This window comes from Lentilactobacillus sp. TOM.63 (assembly GCF_030361045.1).
Taxonomy (GTDB): Bacteria; Bacillota; Bacilli; order Lactobacillales; family Lactobacillaceae; genus Lentilactobacillus; species Lentilactobacillus dabitei.
The window spans coordinates 1-16,971 of the sequence record NZ_JAUCAP010000031.1; the positions used below are offsets into that span (position 1 = coordinate 1).

Annotated in this window: 15 protein-coding genes; 3 read left to right on the forward strand and 12 right to left on the reverse strand. The window is 41.7% G+C overall.

Annotated features, from left to right (window positions below; genetic code table 11):
- Positions 1-56: 56 nt before the first annotated feature.
- The 3 genes from guaA to helD all read right to left on the reverse strand — a co-directional run bounded on the left by guaA (position 57) and on the right by helD (position 5,035).
- Positions 57-1,610, reverse strand: a complete 1,554-nt coding sequence (gene guaA / locus QUF07_RS07530) for a glutamine-hydrolyzing GMP synthase (protein WP_217163219.1) — start codon at positions 1,608-1,610, stop codon at positions 57-59.
- An 83-nt stretch (positions 1,611-1,693) separates the two neighbouring features.
- On the reverse strand, positions 1,694-2,623 hold the full coding sequence (coaA, locus tag QUF07_RS07535) for a type I pantothenate kinase (RefSeq protein WP_217163221.1): 930 nt from the start codon (positions 2,621-2,623) through the stop codon (positions 1,694-1,696).
- A 117-nt stretch (positions 2,624-2,740) separates the two neighbouring features.
- Entirely contained in the window at positions 2,741-5,035 is a 2,295-nt protein-coding gene (gene helD, locus QUF07_RS07540; RefSeq protein WP_289427115.1) for an RNA polymerase recycling motor HelD, read from the reverse strand.
- Positions 5,036-5,350: 315 nt separating this feature from the next.
- Here helD and QUF07_RS07545 point away from each other — a divergent pair, with 315 nt between their 5' ends.
- The gene (locus tag QUF07_RS07545) at positions 5,351-6,004 is read left to right on the forward strand and encodes a histidine phosphatase family protein (protein ID WP_217163225.1); all 654 of its coding nucleotides are present in this window, start codon (positions 5,351-5,353) and stop codon (positions 6,002-6,004) included.
- A 155-nt stretch (positions 6,005-6,159) separates the two neighbouring features.
- Here the strand turns inward: QUF07_RS07545 and QUF07_RS07550 are convergent, their stop codons facing one another.
- From QUF07_RS07550 to QUF07_RS07565, 4 genes are all read right to left on the reverse strand, one after another.
- Entirely contained in the window at positions 6,160-6,825 is a 666-nt protein-coding gene (locus QUF07_RS07550) for a Fic family protein (protein WP_217163227.1), read from the reverse strand.
- Between the two features lie 112 nt (positions 6,826-6,937).
- Positions 6,938-7,693, reverse strand: a complete 756-nt coding sequence (locus QUF07_RS07555) for a class I SAM-dependent methyltransferase (protein WP_289427117.1) — start codon at positions 7,691-7,693, stop codon at positions 6,938-6,940.
- Positions 7,694-8,008: 315 nt separating this feature from the next.
- Positions 8,009-8,230 carry a hypothetical protein gene (locus QUF07_RS07560; RefSeq protein ID WP_217163230.1) on the reverse strand — a complete coding sequence of 74 codons (222 nt, stop codon included), beginning with the start codon at positions 8,228-8,230 and terminating at the stop codon, positions 8,009-8,011.
- A gap of 23 nt (positions 8,231-8,253) precedes the next feature.
- A complete protein-coding gene (locus QUF07_RS07565; RefSeq protein ID WP_289427118.1) occupies positions 8,254-8,538 on the reverse strand; it encodes a hypothetical protein in 285 nt (94 codons plus the stop codon).
- 170 nt (positions 8,539-8,708) lie between these two features.
- Here QUF07_RS07565 and QUF07_RS07570 point away from each other — a divergent pair, with 170 nt between their 5' ends.
- Positions 8,709-9,911, forward strand: a complete 1,203-nt coding sequence (locus QUF07_RS07570; RefSeq protein ID WP_289427119.1) for a hypothetical protein — start codon at positions 8,709-8,711, stop codon at positions 9,909-9,911.
- A gap of 115 nt (positions 9,912-10,026) precedes the next feature.
- Here QUF07_RS07570 and QUF07_RS07575 read toward each other — a convergent pair whose 3' ends face one another.
- From QUF07_RS07575 to QUF07_RS07595, 5 genes are all read right to left on the reverse strand, one after another.
- Entirely contained in the window at positions 10,027-10,998 is a 972-nt protein-coding gene (locus QUF07_RS07575) for an ABC transporter ATP-binding protein (RefSeq protein WP_054747784.1), read from the reverse strand.
- A complete protein-coding gene (locus tag QUF07_RS07580) occupies positions 10,995-12,092 on the reverse strand; it encodes an ABC transporter ATP-binding protein (RefSeq protein WP_056982071.1) in 1,098 nt (365 codons plus the stop codon). Before QUF07_RS07580 ends, QUF07_RS07575 begins: the two co-directional genes overlap by 4 nt.
- 10 nt (positions 12,093-12,102) lie before the next feature.
- A complete protein-coding gene (locus QUF07_RS07585; RefSeq protein ID WP_217163238.1) occupies positions 12,103-13,131 on the reverse strand; it encodes an ABC transporter permease in 1,029 nt (342 codons plus the stop codon).
- Between the two features lie 14 nt (positions 13,132-13,145).
- Positions 13,146-14,075 (reverse strand): oligopeptide ABC transporter permease, encoded by a 930-nt coding sequence (opp3b, locus tag QUF07_RS07590; protein WP_289427120.1) that lies wholly within the window; start codon positions 14,073-14,075, stop codon positions 13,146-13,148.
- Between the two features lie 126 nt (positions 14,076-14,201).
- A complete protein-coding gene (locus QUF07_RS07595; protein WP_217163245.1) occupies positions 14,202-15,824 on the reverse strand; it encodes a peptide ABC transporter substrate-binding protein in 1,623 nt (540 codons plus the stop codon).
- A gap of 527 nt (positions 15,825-16,351) precedes the next feature.
- On the opposite strand from QUF07_RS07595, the gene QUF07_RS07600 reads away from it, so the two are divergent.
- Entirely contained in the window at positions 16,352-16,669 is a 318-nt protein-coding gene (locus tag QUF07_RS07600; RefSeq protein WP_217163247.1) for a hypothetical protein, read from the forward strand.
- Positions 16,670-16,971 lie beyond the last annotated feature (302 nt).

A 16,971-nucleotide genomic window follows, 5' to 3' on the forward strand; every position in this document is an offset into this window, starting at 1 on the left:
AATTCAATGGTATTATGCATTGAAGCTGACTGATAATCACTCACAAAAGTTCCATTTCATTCCCACTCAATCGTTGCCGGTGGCTTGCTCGTAATGTCATACACAACGCGGTTAATCCCATCAACTTCGTTTACGATTCTAGTCGAGATGTTTTGCAAAACATCCCATGGAATCCGGGCAAAATCAGCGGTCATCCCATCAACGGAATTGACACCCCGAATAGCAATAGTGTAGTCGTAAGTTCGGCCATCACCCATCACACCAACACTTCTAAAGCCTGGTAGGACGGTGAAGTATTGCCAAATGTCACGGTCTAAGCCGGCCTTGGCAATTTCGTCACGAAGCACCCAGTCACTGTCACGGACAATCCGCAACTTTTCAGGGGTTACTTCACCGAGAACTCGAATTCCTAAGCCAGGACCTGGGAATGGTTGCCGCCAAACAAGATTATCTGGCATCCCCAATTTTTCACCAATTTCACGAGCCTCATCCTTGAATAAAGTATTCAACGGCTCAATCAGCTTAAACTTCATGTCTTTTGGCAGCCCACCCACATTATGATGTGACTTGATTGTCTGGGCAGTATCCGTTCCACTTTCAACCACGTCAGTGTATAAAGTACCTTGGGCTAAGAAGTCAATTCCATCGAGCTTTTTGGCTTCATCGTTAAAGACTTGAATGAACTCGTTACCAATAATCTTCCGCTTCTTCTCAGGATCGGAAACGCCTTTCAACTTGGATAAGAACCGATCTTGGGCATCCACCTTAATAATGTTCAGCCCAAACTTGCCAACTAAGCTATCCATCACTTCGTCGGCTTCATTCTTACGCAATAAACCATGATCCACAAAAATACTGGTCAATTGCTTGCCAATTGCTTTGTGTAAGAGAACGCCAACAACACTCGAATCAACGCCGCCGGAAAGGCCAAGGAGAACCTTCTTATTGCCGACTTCTTTTCGAATATGTTCAATCTGGAGGTCAATAAAGTCGTCCATTGACCAGTTGGCTTCCGCATGGCAAACGTTGAACGCAAAATTCTTCAAGATATCATTTCCATACTTGGTGTTGCGTACTTCAGCATGGAACTGGATCCCGTAGAAATTACGATCGACATCCTGCATTGCAGAAATTGGACAGTTCTGGCTGGTGGCAACTGTTGTAAATCCGGTTGGGACCTTATTGACCAAATCGCCATGACTCATCCAAACTGGTTGTTCGCGGGGAGTTCCTTTGAATAGTACAGCATCATCTGAGGTGATTTGAATGTCAGCGTGCCCGTATTCCGAGTCATCCGCCTTCTCAACTTCACCATCCAAGGTATAGGCCATGATTTGCATCCCATAACAGATTCCCAAGATTGGAATTCCTAACTTAAAGATGTCTGGATCAACCTTAAGCGCGCCATCTTCATAAACACTATTTGGACCGCCAGAGAAAATAATTCCCTTGGGGTTCATGGCTTTGATCTCATTTGCGGACAATGCATGGGATTTCAGTTCGGAATATACGCCTAAATCGCGAATCCGTCTTGTAATCAGTTGGTTGTACTGACTACCAAAATCCAGCACTAAAATCTTATCAAAGCTTGATAAGTCAACGTTTGCCAAATCATACACCCTTTCAAAGTTTCTACTTAAATAATAAACGATTTAACTATGGTTGGTCAACATTATTTTCAAAATCCAAACATTCAATACTTTCGCAAGTATAAACGATCAATCAAATGATGATCCGTCTTATGCATAATCATATCAGCTCGGGACCGAGTTGGCAGAATATTTGTCTTCAGGTTCGGTAAGTCAACAGTATCCCACACATTGCGTGCCATCGCAAACGCATCGTCTCTATCGCCCATTGCATAATCATAATAATAGTTGTCAGGATCCTGAAAAGCGGTGTCCATCAGGCGGCCAAACCGCTCCAAATACCACTTTTCGATCAGTTCGACGTCTGCATCCATATAAATCGAGAAATCGGTGAAGTCGCTAATATAAATCTGCTCGTTACTTGGTAACTGCAGCGTATTGATTCCTTCAATGATTAAGACATCTGGTCGGTCGACAATATCATACCGGTTGGGAATAATATCGTAACTCTGGTGGGAATAGACCGGTGATTTGGTAACCGCCACGCCTGATTTAACCTCGTTTAGAAACGCAATCAATTTGCGCATATCATAACTTTCTGGGAAGCCCTTCTTGTCGTAAATCCCCCGTTGCTTTAACTCAGCGTTGGAATACAAGAACCCATCGGTGGTAATCAACTGGATGTGTTCACCAGTGAAGTAATTAGTCAGCAATTCCTCAAGCACTCGCGCAGTCGTCGATTTACCAACCGCTACACTTCCGGAAATACCAATGATAAAGGGCACCGTTCGAACTTGTTTTCGCAAGAAACGCGCCTTGGTTGTCTGCCACTCATCAAAATTATTCTTCTGTAATCGGATCATATGCACCAGCGGCTTATAAATATCAGACACATCTTCAATCGAAATCTGATCATTAAAGGCCTTGATATGCTTCAATTCGCTTGGTGTCAACGGCAAGTTGGCTTCGCTTTGGTTATAAAAGTGCTTCCATTCTGCCTTAGTAAACGAATAGTAGTTGATTAAATCATCCATGAGTTCAATTTATCTCCAAAACTTTTGTATTCAAATAATTATACCATCAAGAATACCAAAACAATCTGATTTTACATAAAAAGTCGATCTCCAACGTTCAAGATCGACTTTACTGCATTAGTTCAATTGGTATTCGGCTTTGGGGACCGTCTCAAATAACGGCGATAGATTTTGGTTGGCAACAATTGTCAATCGATGCATTGCCCGCGTACAGATGGTATAAACCAACTGCCGGTCACGCTCTTCACCATAACATTCCTTTGACGCATCCCACATAATGACGCTATCAAATTCCAACCCCTTGGCAAGGTAGGAAGGCACCACGATGACGCCTTTGACCAACCGCTGATTTTCAGTGCGAATCAAGGTCGCTTTGACCCCCAATTCTGCCAGTTTATCGGTGAGTTGTTGGCATTCCTTTAATGTCTTACCAATAATTGCGGTCGTTTCGTGTTCAGCCAAATCAACCTCTGACTGCTTCTTAACCACCTCAACGGCAGCATCAAAGCCATCTTCAACGTAAACGTGTGGCAAGTCGCCTTCCCGGGTAAAGGGAATGATGTCCTCGCCATTTGTCAGGAAATGCTTGGTAAAGTTGGTGATCTGGGCAGTTGACCGGTACGACTTAGTCAATTGAACCACCCGGGTCTTATCTTCAGGGAACATGCTCCCAAGTTCACCCAGAAGCTTGCGGCTATTTTCATGGGTAAAGATGGCTTGGTTCAAATCCCCAAGCAGAGTGAATTTCGCCCGTGGGAAACTAAACTTAAGAAAAGCCAGCTGGAAGGCGGAGTAATCCTGGACTTCATCAATAAACAGATAACGAATGTCCCGGTCGCCCCGTTTGCCAGTCATCAGATCATACAGGTAAATGTATGCGGAGGCGTCAGCCAGTGACAATCGGCCTTCCTTGAGTCGGCCAACCGTCGCCTTGATGTCTGCCTGCCAATCTTCCAGACTGATGTCAAAGTCAGTCAGCTTGACAATTTTAGGAATATTCCGCAACATATGCACGAATTGGTTGTTGATGCTTAAGAAATGATTCCGCACAATTTGGCGCTGAACCTTTCGGAACGACTTGACAACAATCTGACGAGCAAGAAACTTGAATTCCTTATCCGAGTTCAAGATTTCCTCTTCGCCCTCTTTGTGCATCTGTTGAATATCTTCCCGTGACAGGTTTTGAACGGCGTCTTCAACCCACTTTTTCCGCATTTCCACGTGGATTTTACGATTCAAAATCTTCAGCAATTGCTCTTTAGTAGCGTCCAACCGATTCCGGAGATTGTAATTTTCATTGAAGCTATAGTAAATCTCTTCAACTTTTTCTTTTGGAATCAGGACTGTCCCGTTGAACATCAAGTTTCTAAACCGCATGTCCTCAGTGTTCAAATGATTGGCATAGGCGCTAACGGCTTTAAAGTAATCCAGGCTGCCTTTAATATCGTTGATTTTTTGGGCATGGGGCTCAAATTGTTCGTCAAACCGTTGAGCCAACGTTTCAACCTGAACACTCGGCAATCGGTGGGAACTGTACTGATAGAAGGTCATTTGGACCATGTTTTGTTCACCAAGCTCTGGTAATACTTGGTTAATATAATCATTGAATAATTGGTTAGGCGAAAAGAGGATGATTTGACCAGAATGCAAGTTGCCCCGATATTGGTAAAGCAGAAAAGCAACCCGTTGTAAGACGGCAGCTGTCTTTCCCGAACCGGCAGCCCCTTGGACAAATAACAGTTCCGAGTCGGTATCTCGAATAATCTGGTTCTGTTCCTTTTGAATTGTCGTTACGATACTCTTCATCTTCGTATCGGAACGGTTACTCAACGCATCCAACAGCATCTGATCCCCAACAACTTCTTCGGTATCAAACACAGTCTTGATCTTGGCATTTTCAATTTGGAATTGACGTTTGAGTTTGACGTCCACCGTCTGTTCACCATCAGGGGTCATGTAGGTCACGTCACCAATCCCACCATTATAGTAAATGCTGGAGATCGGGGCTCGCCAGTCGTAGACCAGGTAATGATCGGGCTTGTCTGTGAAGGACGCCATCCCGATATAAATGGTTTCATCGCGTTTTTCATCGCCTTCACGAAAATCAATCCGGGCGAAATAAGGGTTCACTTCTAGCTTAGTCAGTGTTCCCAGTTCCCGGGCAGCATGTTCCTGACGATTCTCCCGTTCAGAAAGCATCTGCTGCTGCTGGCGAATTGACATGGCGGTTTCCATCATGCCACTGTAAGTTTCAGTTTTTAAGCGGACATCATTATTGAAATTGGCGTTGATGTCTTTCACATCTTTTTTGGTTGCTTTGATCTTCTTTTGAAGACTCGTTTCGGCAATCTTAATCTTTTTAATTACGCCACCTAGATGGTGCTGCTCTTGTGCTTTGATATTATCAGCCATTATTTACCCCCTACAACTTGACTTAATAGTTTAGCATAAAACCGCTCTCAATTCAAAGAAGTGGCTGAAAATTGTTTTGGAAGCAGTGGGATTGTTTTACATTTTTTTGATTGGTATACCTTTAAATTTAGTATTTGTGCATGGTATAATTAAAATGTTTTTAAGAATTGTATACTTAGGACAGCTCCTCCAGGCTGCAACCTGCACGTAAGTACCACAAGCAAAAATTCCAAAACCGGGAATTTCCGCTTGCGGCGACTTACGCTCCGGTCGCTAACCGCCTGGATCCGCTCACTTATTTTTAGGAGGATTTACATGACAATCTCACTTTATTTTGTTCGCCACGGTCAAACTTACTTGAACAAGTACCATCGCATCCAGGGTTGGTCCGACTCCCCGTTAACTGATAAAGGGGTTGCCGATGCAGTCGACGCTGGTAAGCGATTAAGCGGCATCCCTTTTTCTGCCGCTTATTCCAGTGATACATCCAGGGCCATCAAAACTGGGAATCTTATTTTGAAAGCCAATTCTGGCTCCGTGAAATCAGTCGTTCCCGATGCTGCATTCCGCGAACTCAATTTTGGCTATTACGAAGGAGAGGACGATGTCAAAACGTGGCATACGATTGGTGGTCCAATCGGAGTCAACTCATTCCACGGTTTGATTGGCGAATATGGGATCGATAAAGCCGAAGACATGTTCTCAAAGGCCGATCCGTATGGTGACGCCGAAAGTAGCTCTGCCTTTTGGGCAAGGCTACAGCCGGGAATTGACAAAGTCATTGCCCAAGCCAACGACGGCGACAAAATCTTGATGGCAACCCATGGGACGTTAATTCGCAACGTCGTCAGCAAGTGGAGTGACATCCCCGTTAACGTTTCAACGAAGAATGGGAGTGTCACAAAGTTAGACTACGATGACGGAAAATTCTCGATTGAATATTATAACAATGTCAGTGACGAGTTGTAATCTTTAACCATCACTCTCATATCGATAAACGGCCGGTTCTGGCCATTTAAGCAAAAAACAATGCATTCCAAATCAGAATGCATTGTTTTTTGCTTAAATTCTGGAGTCAAATTGCCTTTTGTCCCGACCTGCTGCAAATTTGTGATGTCGATTAATTAACGCTTATCCGGAAAATCAATTCCATAGATACAGTTATCATATGTCCATTGTATGATCTCCGTCATATCGCCCGATTCATAATACTGAGCAAGCAAAGTATTGAATTCCGGAAGCTGTTTTTCACTAATATTGACAATCCCTGCCCCGGCATTGATCAATAGATAGTTTGCTGATAAAACGGCGGTTCGTTTATTGCCGTCCCAAAATATCTGATCGCGCATCATTTGATACATCATTTTTAAGGCTTTTTCGGTATCGGTAAAGTTGCCATTCATAATTGTAGAAACCATTGAAGTGACCTTATCTGGACTCGGAACTGGGGGCACATATTCCACGCCACCAATTTGGACATTTCCAGTCCTGATTTTCCCAGGTTCCAACGCATCCTCTGCGGCCACAATCCGATTGATTGTCTGACTGATCTCAAAAGTATAAGGCTGATCATTGTTAATAACGAACTCCAAGCCCTTTTTCAAATTGATAATAACTTGAATGTCATCAATCGAAACCCCGGCTACGCTCATTCCATCGATGATCGTTTGTGTCTGTGGGAGGGTGGTATTAACGCCTTCAAACTTCGAATTTGAATAAACCATATTAACAAAATTTTTCTTTGCCAAGAAACGATTCTGCTTTTGGGTTAAATGATATTTGTTTTCCATCTTTAACTCCTATCCATGTTGATAACATCAATTTCCTTTACAGATCATAAACAAGAAATTCATCAATCCCAATATAATACTTTATCTGTGCCTTGTTTTGAATTCAATGCTGTTAAGGTCTTTGAGCAATCATGACAAATCGGTCCTCATGGGTCGAAACACTTCCCTGGCAATTAATCATTCGCTGCAAATCTAATAATTTGGAAAAACAGTGATTAACATCAAAATTAGGAAACTCCCAAGGGATAATCGACGCATAGTAGACAATTGCGCCAACATCAAAAAACTTCATCTCTGAAAATGCCTGCTGTTCCAGCAATATATTAAAGCCTGCTTGTTGAAAACCATTCATCGTATTCAACAAGGTATTCTCGGGAAATGCTGGTTGATAGTCAGGAAGCAAAAACTGAGATAGTGAAAAGTTGTTGGTTGCTCTAACTTGTTCAGTAATAAAGAGTCCCTTTGGTTTTAATTTATTGAAAACTGTCATGGGATTAAAGGCATCGTGGCTATTGGTCATAATATCAATAGAGCCATCCTCAACCGGAAGCTCATCCGCATTAGTAACAGGATATACTTTCACTCCCCGTGGCTGGAGCGTTTGTTGAAGCAATTCAATGTTGGGTTGCCATGCCTCAGTAACTGCTGTCAGACTATCTAGGTGGTGAAACGATGATAGTAACTCACCACCACCCGTTCCCATGTCTAGGAGCATGTCATGATCGTGTAAATACTTCAGGACAAGTGTTCGATAATCCCATGGTAATTTTTCGTTGAACCAACGGCCGTCCAGATGGGAAAAGTTCCAACCTTTCATCCCAATTTTTTGTTCATGGATCCAAATTTTCCTAAGTTTAGTTATATTCATATTAACTGCGCCTCCATTAATTTCTTGTTCACTAATAAAAGGGCACAGCTACATCTGCCAACTTGCTCGACACACCGGCAGCAATTATAACTGTGCCGAGCAGTTCACGAGTTTTAACACCATCATTTGTCATCATCCTTTATAATACATAACACTATTTTATTACAATTCTTGTGTACAATAAATATTAATTGATTTGGCAAATAATCTGATCGATTATGGCTTAACAAGCTCAGCAAATACCATAATGAGTATGAATAAGTGAACTATCAACTGGATCACAAAAACTTTAACTCCCAACCATGAGCTCCATAACTAATCTAATGGATTATGTTTTCGTTGATGCCAGTACCAATTTACCAATAATATAATTGCTAATATCGTCAATGAAAATATATTGCCAACAATAATCGAATTGATGTTCTCAACCTGAATTAAGCTTGTCCAACCAAACATTCCTAATAGATCGGCAATTGTGAAAATCAACCAAATAGCCACCCGAGGATAGTAATTAAACGCCTTTATTAATTTATTCATATGAATTACTCCTAACATTATTTTTAAGTAAATTGGATAAACATTGCTAACCCGGCATATAAAATGCCGATTAAAGAGGTCATAAAGAGAAACATATCTGTTACTCTAACCACTCGTGTTTTGGCACCAGAAAATCGAAAAATAAAATCATACCACAAACCGGGAAGTGCTATTAAAATTAAAGCAAAAGCAATCCGATCAACAAATGATACATTTCCAAACACCATCAACTCAATAATCAGCAATACTGCACAAGACAGTATGCTTAAGACAGAATACTTCCAATAAGATCTTTTTAGGTTCGTCATAATCGCCTTCATCATTAATTTGTCATTCAAACATCATCAGTTCATTATAGCCACCAAAATTTGAAGAAAATATGATAAAAACCTCAACATTTTCTAAAGGATATATTGAGGCATTAGCGTAATCTCTCAGCGTTGCTCTGGTATAATGGGGGCATCAGGAGGATTCAGATATGAAAAAACTTCTATTAATGCTCAGCATCTCATTTGCGGGCGTGATGCTGCTTGCCGGCTGCAACAGTAATCGAGCTGACTTAAACAATTCTAACAGCCACAGCAGCAATCAGTCATCACAAAAGTTGACCAACTTACTCTCCCCCGCCACTGCAAAAGTGCCCGAGGACACCCAAGCCGCCAACAATAATCAATTGTATTCACAATTTTATCAAGATGGCGGCCAATGGCATTGGAAATTAACTTCCAAACAGGCCGGTACCATCGACGACAGCCAAGTGAAATCGCTCAAATCTACCAACCAGAAATACGTTTTCCGCTTAGCAATGGTTGGTCGCAACAACAAAAAGTATTATTTAAACTTCAATTGGATTAATGGTGGGCATCTCGCCTATACAATTCATTCCAGCTATCATAACGTTGACGCAAGCTTTGTCCTCGCTGATGCAAGTCAATCCACCGATTGGCAAGCGGGTGCGCCACAGGCTCTTCAAGGGACTTGGGCAACCGATTATACTGATAATCCAAACAACAGTAATCAAAATCTGCCATATATCAAACGTTTCCTGAACGTCACCAACACGTCAACCAGCAGCTTTGTGAATGAATATGATTCGTATCATCGGTTGTATACCTCCAATACCAGCACCAACAACGATAACGTTTCGTATCAAACGGCTGGCCAAGAAACCTATGTCTTGAAATCATACACGAATACAAATGCGCCGGTCGTTTATCGAATTACCCTCGTCAACAATAATCAAATCAAGGTGACTGGCATCACTTCAACGCCACTGACTTTATCGAAATCATCCACCACACCAACGACGAATAGCTCTTCAGTGACTGCTAGTTCCCAGTCTGGCTCAACCACAACCACCAGCGGTTCGCAGGCCCAACAAGCATCCGGGTCCACCGCTAATCATTTGACTGACCAACAGGTGGTCAATATGATCTGGCCCCAGGTCAAGTCACTCTATCCAAATATCAACGTCAATTCAACCGACTTCACTTACATGCCCCAAATGCGAAATGGGTTGCTTTATGTGGACGTTTTAGAGAACCATAACGCCCCAGCATTCAAAAACCGCGATGTTGATCCAAATTCAAGTCCTCGAGTTGCCAGCTTCCGAGTCAATGCCAACGGCCAATTAGAAGAGATGAACGCAGCGACTGGCGACTGGGCAGTTGTCGGCAATTAATAGTCAGATTCAATTAAATCTAATCATCAAATGGCTGATCTCTCCCATTTAAGGCAAACAAATAGCGCAATCATTCAAATCCAGAATGACTGCGCTATTTGTTTGCCCTATTAAATTAATTCTCTATTTTCTTCGTTCGGCTCTTCTCTTGCAACCGTTTCTGATACATTGGCAATTCGTCTTCGCTGGCTCTAATCCAGTGATGGGGCGCAATTTCAACCAATTTACGTGGCTTACCATCAAATTCCTTACTTGCATCGTATGGAATCTGGACTCTTGCCCGCTCGTACTCTGGATCAGGAACTGGCACAGCTGACAACAAACTTGCCGTGTAATCGTGCAGTGGGTGCGCATAGATCTCGTCGGAGCTGGCGATTTCAAGCATTCGGCCATAATGCATCACACCAATTCGATCACTGATGTACTTCACCATTGAAAGGTCATGGGCAATAAACAAATAGGTCAAGTTCCGATCCCGTTGCAGCTTCTTCAACAAGTTAACCACTTGGGCCTGAATCGACACATCCAAAGCAGAAATCGGTTCGTCAGCAATGATAAATTGTGGCTGAACCGCAAGCGCTCTGGCAATTCCGATTCGTTGTCGCTGGCCACCAGAAAATTCGTGGGGATAACGACTGGAGTGATCCTTGTTCAAACCAACGGTCTCCAATAACTCTTCGACTTGGTTAGTCCGATCGGCATCATCCTTAGCTAAATGGTTGATGTCGATGCCTTCAGCTACGATATCCTTAACCTTCATCCGTGGATTCAATGACGCATATGGATCTTGGAAAATCATCTGCATTTCCCGGCGGAAGTGTTGCTTTTGCTGCTTCGTTTTTAATTTAGAAACATCTTGACCATCAAAAATGATCTTACCGGACGTCGGCTCATACAAGTGAATGATCGCCCGGCCAACCGTGGTTTTACCTGAACCGGATTCACCAACCAGTCCAAACGTTTCACCCCGATAAACATCAAACGAAATGTCGTCAACGGCGCGAACTTCATTGGGCTTTCCCATGTTGAAATATTGTTTCAAATGTTCAACTTGTAATACTTTGTTTTCTTCGGAATAGTCAATCACAGCTGCTCCTCCTGTTCTTCGACATGTTTGTCTTTATGCTCATCAATTGCTTTATGAGTCAATTTAGCATAATGCTTCTGTCGTTCAATAATTTGTTCAGGAGGCGTCATCTTTGGCGCTCTTGGATCTAATAACCAAGTAGCGGCATAATGGGTGTCTGACACCTTGAAGAATGGTGGTTCCTGCTTGGTATCAATCTCCAATGCGTATTTGTTTCGGGCAGCAAAAGCGTCACCCTTGGGTGGATCCAGTAAATCTGGTGGCGTTCCTGGAATTGAAGGTAATTCAGTCCCAGTTGTGTCCATCGTCGGCATTGAATTCAATAAGCCCCAAGTATAAGGGTGCTTTGGATTGTAGAAAATTTCATCCACGGTACCATATTCGACAATTTTGCCAGCATACATAACGGCAACCCGATCGGCCATCCCAGCAACAACTCCCAAATCATGGGTAATGAAAATAATTGACGTGTTGGTTTTAGCTTGCAATTCTTTCATTAAATCCAAAATCTGAGCCTGAATGGTTACATCCAGCGCAGTGGTTGGTTCATCGGCGATCAATATTTCAGGATAGTTAACCAAAGCAATCGCAATCACGATCCGTTGGCGCATTCCACCTGAGAATTGGTGAGGATAGTTATTAATCCGCTGTTCGGCATTTTCGATTCCAACCAGCTTCATCATTTCCAGTGCTTGGGCATAAGCCTTTTCGCGTTTCATACCCTTGTGAATGATCAGTGGTTCAGCGATTTGCTTACCAATCTTCATAGTTGGGTCCAAAGAAGTCATTGGATCCTGAAAGATTTCAGCAATGTCGTTCCCACGAATGGCATCCATTTCTTTTCTGTTTTTCTTCAATAAATCTTGATTCTTGAACATAATCGTCCCACTGTCAATCACGGCATTAGGAGAATTCAATCCCATAATACTTCGCGTGGTAACGGTCTTACCAGAACCAGATTCCCCAACGATCGCTAAGGTTTCACCCTTACGAAGGTCGAAGCTAACGTCTCGAATCGCTTTAACAGTACCCGCATAGGTATTGAAGTTGATCTTGAGATTTCTGACCTCTAACACATTGTTTTCGTTTTCCATCTCAAAGCACCTACTCTCTACCCTTGGGGTCAAATGAATCACGTAATCCATCACCCAAGATATTAAATGCAATCATTAAGACTGACAACACGATTGCTGGATACCACATTTGATATGGTAAGAATTGGAAGTTCTTCTGCCCATCATTAATCAAAGTACCAAGTGATGCCTGTGGCGCACTGATACCAATTCCGATATATGACAGGAAGGCCTCGAAGAAGATCGCTGTTGGAATCGTGAACATCAAGTTAATGATGATGACACTACTCAAGTTTGGCAGCAAATGCTTGAAGGAAATCTTCCAGGAACTTTCCCCAAGCGCTCGAGCCGCTAGGATGAATTCTTGGTTCTTAAGCTCCAGCGTTTGCGCTCGAACCAGTCGGGCCATGTTAATCCAACTGGTAATCGCAATTGAATAGATGATCGCAGACATACCGGGCTTCAATACCAAAATCAAGAGAACCATGACAACCAAGTTAGGAATTGACAGCATGATTTCAATGATTCGTTGCATGATGGTATCAACTCGACCACCCATCCAGCCTGAAACGATTCCGTAAACAACACCGAATGCCAAGTCAAAGAAACTGGCAATCAACGCAATTTCAAGGGAAATCCGAGTTCCATAAAGGATCCGTGAGAATAAGTCACGACCAAGGTAGTCGGTTCCTAAAATATAGTAGGCATTGCCGGCGTGGGCCTGAACATAAGCATTCACTCGGGTACCTGATTGTTCAATCGTTCCATTAAACCCGTTAATGTCAATGCCAGGAATCTTGGGTGGCAAGTTCGCCAAGTTGGGATTCGTTGCATTGGGGTTGTGGGTTTCAAAGAAACCAGACCCAAAAGCCAAGATGAACAATATAATCAAAATGACTAAACAAATCATCGCTGCTTTATTTTTACGTAACCGTCGCCACGAATCTTGTAAGAAGGTTAACGATGGCGCTGAAATTTTTTCGCTGTCTAATTTACCACGGTCAGCAGCCGAAACTGGTTTGAAGTCGCCGGCTGAGATTGGTTTTGCATTATCTGCCATTATTATTCTCCCTCCTAGTTATTGTTACCACTAAGTCTGATTCGTGGATCAATTAATCCATATAAAATATCAGTGATCAACAGCACAACACAAAGCATTGCACAGTAGACAATCGTCAATCCCATGATGGTTGGGTAATCGTTAGTCAGAACGGACTTAACAAATTGTTCACCAATTCCTGGCACTGAGAAGATATTTTCAACAACCATTGAACCAGTCATGATGTTAACGGTCAATGGACCAATAATCGTGATAATTGGGATCAAACTGTTCCGGAGAGCATGGTGGTAAATGATACCAACCTTGCCAAGCCCCTTAGCTTTAGCGAGTTCAATGTAGTCTGAACTCAACACATCGACCATTTCCGTCCGCATGAATCGGGCGGTCTCGGCTAATGGTGACGCCGCCAGTGCTAATGTTGGCAACACCGTGTACATGAAGCCACCCCAGTCAGCAATTGGGAACCATCTCAGCTTTAAGCCAAGGTAGTACTGTAACAATACCGCCAAAACAAATGATGGGATTGAAACGAACAGGATTGAGACAATTGTTGCAGTGGTATCGATCCAGTTGTTGGCTTTCACAGCACCCAGTGAACCGACAACCAATCCAACCAATACTCCTAAGACCATTCCTTGACCACCAATGATAAGAGATGGTCCCATCCGACTACCAATCAGGTAGGAAACGGCTTGGTTACTGAACTGGAATGAAATTCCGAAGTTGCCGTGAACCACACCAGCTAAATAGACCAAGTATTGCTGCCATACGGGCTTGTCCAAACCGTACTGCTTATAAATCTGGTGAATCTGCCCCGGTGTCAGCTTGGCTTGATTAGTCAACGGCGTCCCAGGCATGAACTTCATCAGAAAAAAGGTGATTGTACTGACGATAAACAAGGTTAAAACAATATAAAATATTCGTTTTCCCAAGTACTTTACCATATGAGTTCCTCACATTCTAATTAGGTTGTTACTGTTTTCTCATAAAGTCCATAATAATGTAAAAGAGACTGGAATTCAATAACCAGCCTCAAATACTTTGAACTGTAAAATTAAATTGAAACGTTATTACTTAACAGAAGCCTTAGCCCAGTCATATTGTGGTGATGTGGTGAAAGCTTGGACTCCTTTGACAGAAGGTCTGAGCAATGCAGCTTGACCTTGTTGGTAAAGCGGAACGAGTCCTTGATCGTTCATCAAAATCTTTTCAGCTTGAACCATGTCGTTCCAACGTGCCGTTTCATTGTTAGCATCCGTAGATTCAGACTTCTTGATCAAAGCATCATACTGCTTGTTTGACCATTTACCATCATTATATGAATTGTTTGAAGTCATCAAGTCCAAGAAGTTACTTGGATCTGGATAATCGGCAATCCATGCAGAAAGAACTAAGTCAAATTGTTGATTTTGTGCTCGAGTCAATTTTGACTTGAATGGAATATTTTGATTAGTGATCTTCAACCCAGGTAATTTAGTTAATTGACTTTGAACAAATTCGGTTGCCCGCTTTGAATCATCATCATCGGCTCCAAGTAATGTTAATGATAAGGACTTCTTACCGACTTGTTTCATTCCTTTGGCAAACAATGCCTTGGCTTCTTTCAAGTTGTAATCAGTACCATCTTTTACATATGATTGGGTGGCAAAGTCTTTGCCGTTATGCTTAGCCATACTTGCTGGAACAAATCCCTTAGGTGTAATATCTCCACCTTGCATAACCTTATTGACCATTTGCTTCTTGTCAATTGCTAATGCCATCGCTTTACGGATATCAGTGTTTCGAAGAGCAGGAATCTTTTTAGTATTAAATTCCATATACGAAGTTGATGCTTGTGGGAACACCGTGTAATCTTTGTTCTTCTTGTTATTTGCAGCTAGAGTTCCACTTAAAGTTGTAAAGTCAAGTTTGTTACTATTGTAACTGTTCAAAGCGGTTGAAGGTGTCTTAACAGCTTGGAACTTAACTGTATTAACTTTAACGCTCTTGGCATCCCAATACTTAGGGTTCTTTACAAGTTTCCAAGTATCGTTAGTTCCATTCCATCCCTTAAGAATAAATGGTCCATTGTAACTGTTCTTTGTAGAGTTGCCACCATAATCACCACCATACTTAGCAACCGTCTTCGAATTCTGTGGGAAGAATTCTGGTTGGGTAACCATGTATTTGAAGTAGCTTTGTGGCTTTTCAAGGGTAACAACAAACTTGTAATTACCGTCAGCCTTAACTCCTAACTTAGAAGGAGCCATCTTTCCGGCACTAATCTTTGCTGCATTCTTGACGTTGGCAAATATGTATGCATACTGTGAAGCGGTTTTTGGCTTAACAGTTCTTTGCCATGAGAATACAAAATCTTTAGCAGTAACTGGGGTCCCATTGTTCCACTTGGAGTGACGTAGATTAAAAGTCCATGTCTTACCATCTTTGGAAACTGTGTAGCTCTTGGCAACCCCTGGATCAACTTTGTTGTTCTTGGCCATTCGAAGAAGTCCTTCATTTGTACCATTGGCAATTTGAGCTGAATATAAGTCAACCATTTTAGATGTATCCATCGTTGCAATAGGAGATGGTGTCATCCAACTGATTTCCTGTTTCTTGGAGCCTGATTGTGATGATTTACTACCACACCCAGCGAGAACAACTGCAGATAATAATGCGACCCCGCCAAGTTTTGCTAATGAATTTAATTTCATTTCGCAATACTTCCTTCCTCAAAATAATTACTAATCTTTGTGATGAACCTATTCTAAATTAAAATTTGATTAAAAGCAATGTGTAGATTAACTTTTTTGAGATTTTAACCATCAAAAGGTCAAATGATAAGCACTATTTGATTACTTAATTTCAGTATTCACGGGAACGAGCTTACTTTTATTCATTAGCAATTTAATTACAAAAATTGGCTATAAAATTTACATATTTTATCATAAATGAATTTAATATGAAATCAAACCCTATTTGTACGGAATTGGTTCACATATTGAACTAAGATAATAAGAGGTTGGCGTGGATTTGGCAAGTGTATAAAGATTACAATTTAACCTCAAGATTATCCAATCAAATAATTGATTAAATGTTTCGGTGGATGTACTATCTGTACAACAAGTTTTAGAGAAGGAAAATCTATCACTTGCAATCCAAATATAGGAGATGAATGCTAGTAAATCCTAAACTAACATCAATTCGTATTTAGTTTTTTAATCGTTTGGAGGCAAGAATTATGGAGAACAAAATTTCAATTAAGAATGTTATATTTGCAACTGTTCTTACATTTGGACTTTCACTTAGTTTTGCCACACTAAATTCCACACAAGCGAGTGCAGCCACAAATTACTCTCAATTTAGAAAAGCAATTCGTTCCACCTCTCATTTTAGTCCCACACTGTCGCAGATAGAAAATACCGGTGGCTCTGGTTACCGTTCACCAAAAAGCAAAAAATTTGCGGAAAATGTGTTTGAAGGCAATTATCCAGATACATTCCCTGTTGATGGTGCTGGTGGCGGAGGTGGGGGCTTCAATGTCGCAAGTAAGCCTTAAGTCCGATTAAAAGTTAGTATTTAAATTTAATTTGAAGTTGATTTAGAATCATTGTTAGCTAGAGTTTTTGTGCAAATCAACTTATAATTCAATTCTAGTACAAAATCAACCATAAAAGTTATAATTCAAAACAAAGGAGCAGAACAGCATTATCGTTGTTCTGCTCCTTTGTTCATTTTTTAGCTTTAAATACATTCAGTGATTAACAGAGTTGGGCTCCCTCTACCACAACAATTAGCAATATAAAAACATTCACCTATAAATCAAAGACGAGATGCGCGCCCATATTTCTCTGAATCTGG